2 pseudogenes are annotated in these 680 nt (G+C 72.2%); both read left to right on the top strand.

The features are described from left to right. Positions 1-261: pseudogene (locus FVW27_RS18310) on the top strand (hypothetical protein); the annotation flags it as partial. 39 nt (positions 262-300) lie between these two features. Then, positions 301-680, top strand: a pseudogene (locus FVW27_RS18305) (UshA-like (seleno)protein family 2); the annotation flags it as partial.

Here is a 680-nt window from a genome sequence, read left to right as displayed (position 1 = left end):
CCGCGCGTGCACATGCCCGCGCCAGCGGCCCCGCCCGTGGTCGAAACCGCTCCGGTGGCCGCCCCGCGCGGCCTGGCGGATTTCGCCCTGGTGGAGCGAGTGGAGCCGCAGGGGCAGGATGGCCGGAACGGGCATGACGGGCCATACGCCACGGCGGTACAGGGTAATTTGGGCGGTCTCGGCGATGCGTCCGGCAGGCCGGTACTGCGCATCCTGTACAACGCCAGCACAAAGGGAACGCTGCATCCCTGCCCCTCCTGAGGGGGCGGCACCTCTGGTGGGCTTGCCCGGCGGGCGAGCATGTACAAGCAATGGCGCGGCCAGGACGGCATCCCGACCCTGGTGCTGGCCGGTCCCGACGAATTTGCGCCGGATGCCGGAGAGGACGCGACGGGCCGCCTGGCATCCATGACGCGCAAGGCCTACAACCTGCTGCGTGTGGACGACGGCTACCTGTCCGCCGCTGCCGCCGCCTGGTTCCGCGACCATGCGGGCGGCATGCCCAAAGGCTTCCGCGAGGTGGGCGGAGAACCGGTCACCCGTCTGCATCAGGTGGCCGGGCGCACCGTGGCCGTGGTCTTTCTGCCCGCGCTGCCCAAACCGTGGGAAGACCCCACCCCCGCCATGGCCGCGCAGGCGGTGCAGGCCGGGCTGGCCGCACGCGCACGGGCCGACCTGGT

Origin of the sequence: Nitratidesulfovibrio liaohensis (genome assembly GCF_011682075.1) — a bacterium.
Classification (GTDB): Bacteria; Desulfobacterota; Desulfovibrionia; order Desulfovibrionales; family Desulfovibrionaceae; genus Cupidesulfovibrio; species Cupidesulfovibrio liaohensis.
Note: the sequence above shows the minus strand (reverse complement) of the source record. Positions and strands in the feature narration are given on the sequence as shown.